Raw genomic sequence first — 5,568 nt, 5'->3', positions numbered from 1 at the left:
ACATTCCTCTTACATATTTTTCAAAAAAAAATCATAAACTTTATAATATTGCTAAATATTTTTACTATTTATTCTGTAAATATAAAGAAACAAACGACAAAATAAAAAAATTAGTTAAAATATTAAGCAAATTTTAACCAATATGCAAAAAAATAACCTCTAGTCTCTTATAAAAAACACACACTTTAACATCTAAACACATCATTTCTCTACTTTTTCAATCATACCTTAAATCTCACATATATAGAAAAAATAGATCTCACGATTCGCTTAGTATTTAAATGTGTCTTTTTTATGTTTATAGTTAATTTTTTCATTGGGGAATTTATTATGAAAAAATCATATGCCAAATTAGCGGGGAGTGAATTAAAATTTTCTCGTTTTCCTTTTATTAAAGTTGTGTCATTAACTTCAATAGTTGCACTTTTGTCGAGTGTTTCTCCTGTTTTTTCAGAAAATCTTGTTTCAGGAGGAAGGATTGCTACAAACATAGAGAGTGCTGTTGTGGCGTATCCACAAAGTGTGATTTCTGTTTATGATGATGCTACTGGTTATTTGGGACCTATTAATGTATCCAACAGCAATGATGTAACGGTATTGAATACGGCGCCAGAATCAAAAGTTAGTGTTTTAAGCAGTTATGCTAATTTTTTAATCAGAGCTCTTTCTGATGGGAGCGATGACAATTTTATTGCAAATACTTTTACAGCAGCGGGCAGCAACCGATTGAAAAAAGCAGTAAGTACAGAGGAAAAAAAGAAACAATCTATCATTAGCCCACAATTATCTGTTCGTAACAACTTATCTTCTCAACCGTTCAATCAAGATGGTGGGGATACAGCGATTATGAATGCGTCTGATATCTCACAAGATTATTTATCTCCAGCAATGCAACGTGATGTATCAGAAACAAATGTTATTTTGGGTGATAACGCGCAGGCAAAAGTTGGTAATTCTGTTGTTATTGGTTCTAATGCGGAAGTCTATAGAGGCGGAACTGTTGCCGTTGGTAACAGTACATTGATAACCAAAGATGCAGTGAACGCAATAGTTCTTGGTCGTTATGCACGGGCAGAGCAAAAAGGTGCTATAGGATTGGGTTATGGGGCAAACGGGGTAGGAGAGGCTAGCATTGCGATAGGTTATGCATCACAAGCTAAGATGAATGGTTCTATCGCAATAGGCTCTCCGTCACAGTTAGGATCTTTAGGGAATGACATTAATCCAAATGACGATGCGAACAAAGACCTTAATCGCACCAAGGCACTCGGTGAAAAGTCGATAGCCATAGGTTCTGAAGCATTTGCAAATGGTGAGAAGTCTTTGGCTATAGGTTCTTTGGCTAAGAGTGAAATGGAGCATGCGATTTCTATTGGTGCTGAGTCATCTGCACTTGGTGTTAATTCTATGGCTTTGGGGATGAAGTCACAAGTAACAGTGAACGGAGGAGTTGCTATAGGAGCGCGTTCTGTATCTGGTGTTGGTGATGGTCATACTGCTGGATATAATCCTTTAACAGATGTTGAATCAGGTGAAATAAGTTATGAATGGAAAAGTACGTTAGGTGCCGTTAGTGTTGGTGATAATACTAATAAGATTTCGCGGCAAATTACAGGAGTAGCAGCTGGTAGTAAAGATGCTGATGCGGTGAATGTTGCACAGTTGAAGTCCTTACGGGACTACGTGAACAAAGGCTGGAAGCTATCTGTTAATGGTAATAATGGTAAAGTTGTTGGTATAGATGGTACGGTGGATTTTGCAGCTGGAAGTAGCAATTTAAATGTTACCAAAGGTGAAGATGACAATAAAATAAAATTTGATCTCGCAAAGGATATTGCGCTGGATAGTATAAAAGCAGGTGCAAATACTTTAAATGCAATGGGCTTAGTAATTGCTAATGGTCCTCAAATAACGACTGAGGGTATTAACGCTGGCGGTAAAAAGATAACAGGAGTAGTAGAGGGTACTGATGAGACCGATGCAGTGAATTTTGCACAACTGCAAAAAGTTGAAAAACAAGTCGCAGCCAGTAGCTTTGTAAAACAGGATGATACAACGAGATATATCACCATTGGGAAGGATACAGATGGTGATAAAATTGATATTACTAACAGTAAAAGTGAAAAGCGTATTTTTGCGGGTATAAAGGATGGTGACATTTCAAAAGATTCAAATGAAGCTGTCACTGGTTCGCAGCTGTTTAGGACAAATCAAAATGTAACAATGGTATCAAATAATCTCCAAACCGCTGCTACGAGTATAGCTGAAACTTTTGGAGGTGGAGCTGAATATAAGGATGGCACATGGAAAGTACCTACTTTTACGCTTAAAACTGTTGACAATGATGGTGAGGAAAAAGATGAAACTTATCATAATGTAGCTGAGGCTTTGAGTGGTGTGGGACAATCTTTCACAAATATTCAGAATAAAATCACCAATGAGATTAGTAACCAGATTAATAATGCGATTACCAAAGTGGAGGGTGAAAGTTTTATTCAGCAGGATAAGGAAACAAATCGTCTCACTATTGGTGCCAAAACAGAAGGTACAGAAATCAATATTGCCAACGCAAATGGTGCAAGTCGGATCATTTCTGGTGTGGAGGATGCAAAGAACAACAATGATGCTGTTAATAAAGGTCAGCTTGATAAAGGCATTGAAAATGTCAGTAAAGACATCACAAATAAGTTCAACGATTTTACGCAAAACATAACGCATATTACGCAACAAGTTCAAGGTGATGCTTTATTGTGGAATGAGAGTGATGGGGCATTTGTTGCTCAGCATGGCGAAGAAAAAGCAAAGAGCAAGCTTAAATACCTTTTAAATGGAGACATTACTGCTGACTCAACGGATGCGATCAATGGTTCTCAGCTTTATTCGATGGGTAATAATCTTGCAGGATATTTTGGAGGGGGAGCTGAATATAAGGATGGCGAATGGAAAGCACCTACTTTTACGCTTAACACGGTTAATAATGATGGTACAGTAAGTGAAGAAAAATATAATACTGTAGAACAAGCATTGTCTGCTGTTGGTACATCTTTCACAAATATTCAGAATAAAATCACCAATGAAATTACGAATGAGATCAATAAAACAAAAGGCGATGCCTTATCGTGGGATAATGAGAAAGAAGCATTTGTGGCCCAGCATGGTCAAGAAAAGGCGAATAGCAAAATTACCTTTCTTGCAAACGGTGATATCTCTGAAAAATCAACGGATGCAATCAATGGTTCTCAGCTTTATTCAGTGATCGATTCACTTTCTAGGTATTTTGGTGGTGATGCGGGCTATCAGAATGGGGAGTGGAAAGTTCCCACATTCTATGTTTCACAATTCAAAGATGATGGTAATGGGGATAAGAAAACTGGCTATGATAATGTTGCAGGTGCGTTTGAAGGTGTTAATGAAAGCATGAAAAGCATCAACGAGCGTATTAATAATGTTACCCAGAGTGCCTTATCGAATGGTTTAAATTGGAATGAGAAAGAACAAGCTTTCGATGCTCGTCATAATGATCAGGACAGTAAGATTACGCATGTAGCGGATGGTAAATTATCGAAAGATTCGAAAGAAGCCGTTAATGGTAGCCAACTTTGGGAGACAAATAATAGGGTTAGCAAGGTTGAAAACCGTGTAGACAATATTGATCAACAGATAAAAGATATTGCAAATACGGTTACACATGATGCGGTTAAGTATGATAAGAATGAAAAGGGTGAAAAGATAAATAAAGTCACATTAGCTGGTGTGAGTGAAAGTGATCCAGTCGTGTTAAACAATGTGGCGGATGGTAAATTATCGAAAGATTCGAAAGAAGCTGTTAATGGTAGTCAACTTTGGGAGACAAACCAGCAGATGAAAATAGTCCTTGATGATGCAAGAAAATATACGGATGAGCGTTTCAATAGCATTTTAAATAACCAAATCGGTGATGTGATTAATGAAGCAAAATCTTATACGGATAGGAAGTTTGATGCTTTAAATTACAGCATAGAAGGTGTGCGAAAAGAAGCAAGACAAGCAGCCGCTATTGGCTTAGCAGTGTCTAACTTACGCTATAATGAAACACCTGGGAAATTAAGCGTTGGGTTTGGGAGTGGTTTATGGCGTAATCAATCTGCCTTTGCCTTTGGTGCTGGTTATACATCTGAAAGCGGATCTGTTCTGTCTAATGTATCTGTCACCAATTCTGGTGGACACTGGGGCATAGGTGCTGGATTCAATATGACATTGAACTGATAATCAACAAAATGCATTGAGCAAAATTATTTCGCCCTTGTCTTTATTTAAGATAAGGGCGAAAGTTTATTTTAATAAGAAATCAATAAAGTTAAATAATTAAATCAAAGAAAAACATTAAAGGTAGATGAATAATAAAGAAAAATGTACCATTAATGCTGAAGCTCTGTTTTCATTTTAATTTATAATTTCATAAGGATGAAAATTCACCTACTAATCGTTTTTGCTTTTCACGAAAAAACAATTTAAAAGAGCATAAAATCAATATGTTACTTAATTTTACAGACAAAAACTTATCATCACAGCATGAGAATATGTTTCTACAAATTTATCTCAATGATTCCATTTCCCCAATAACATATCACCACAACCATAAAACGACCAAAAACCTTCGAATTTTCTAATGGCTTTTTTGTTATGGCTTCACACGGAAATAACCTCCTCCACCAATTTTAAACAGCCAATTTAATGAAAACCCAGAATTTATAAATTGAAATATGTCTTTTTTATGTCATAAATATGGGTTGATTTGATTTTTTTTCATTGGGGCACTTGAGATGAAAGAATTATCTATCATATCAAAGAGGAATGATTGGGATTACGGATATGTCTCTCGGCATTTATTTAAAAATCTTTTGTTGGGAACCACAATCGTTGCATTTTTATCAAATACTTCTTCCACTTATGCAAAAAATTTTGATATAATAGAACTGCTTCTTCAAGTTTTAGAGAAGGCAACAGCGGTTTATTCTCAAGAAAACGATAGAAATGTTTTTTCTGCTTACGATCATTATAACCCTTATATAGGTTTCTTTGACGGTAGTAGTTTATCAAAATCAAGCTATTTAATGGCGGTGAATGCAGCATTAACGCAAAAGGTTAATGCTTCTAGTGGCTATGCCAATTTTTTAATCACTATGCTTTCCGAAAAAAGTAAGACTGCTGTCAATGTTTTTGACAAAGATAGCAGTTCTATACAGCAAGCTATGCAAAGATCATCAAATGCATTGATACAGAAAAATTTAGAGTCTTCTGTTGATGATGATTATGGAAATGATACAGCTTTCTTAAATACGCCTCGTTCATCGGAAAAAAACTATCCAATACAAGTGAATGGAAGGTTGTTTGCAAGCGAAAGAAGAGGGAGCAATTCTACTTTTTTGGGTGAAGGGGCGGATTCATCAGGGGGGGTCAGTGTTGCTATTGGTTATAAGCCTAAAGCGGCAAGAGACAATAGCATTGCTATAGGTTACATGGCTCATGCTTTGGGGTTAAGCAGTACTGCACTGGGCGATGAATATAATTCAGAGAGCCAATACGGAG

General features: G+C 36.4%; 1 protein-coding gene and 1 pseudogene. Both read left to right on the top strand.

Annotated features, from left to right (window positions below):
- Window positions 1-330 precede the first annotated feature (330 nt).
- On the top strand, window positions 331-4,245 hold the full coding sequence (locus BN338_RS08710) for a Vomp family autotransporter (protein ID WP_039761097.1): 3,915 nt from the start codon (window positions 331-333) through the stop codon (window positions 4,243-4,245).
- 557 nt (window positions 4,246-4,802) lie between these two features.
- Window positions 4,803-5,568 (top strand): annotated as a pseudogene (locus tag BN338_RS08705) (Vomp family autotransporter); the annotation flags it as partial.

Source organism: Bartonella queenslandensis AUST/NH15 (assembly GCF_000312585.1).
GTDB lineage: Bacteria > Pseudomonadota > Alphaproteobacteria > Rhizobiales > Rhizobiaceae > Bartonella > Bartonella queenslandensis_A.
The sequence above is the reverse complement of the archived record's forward strand: the minus strand, read 5'-3'. Positions and strand labels throughout refer to the sequence as shown.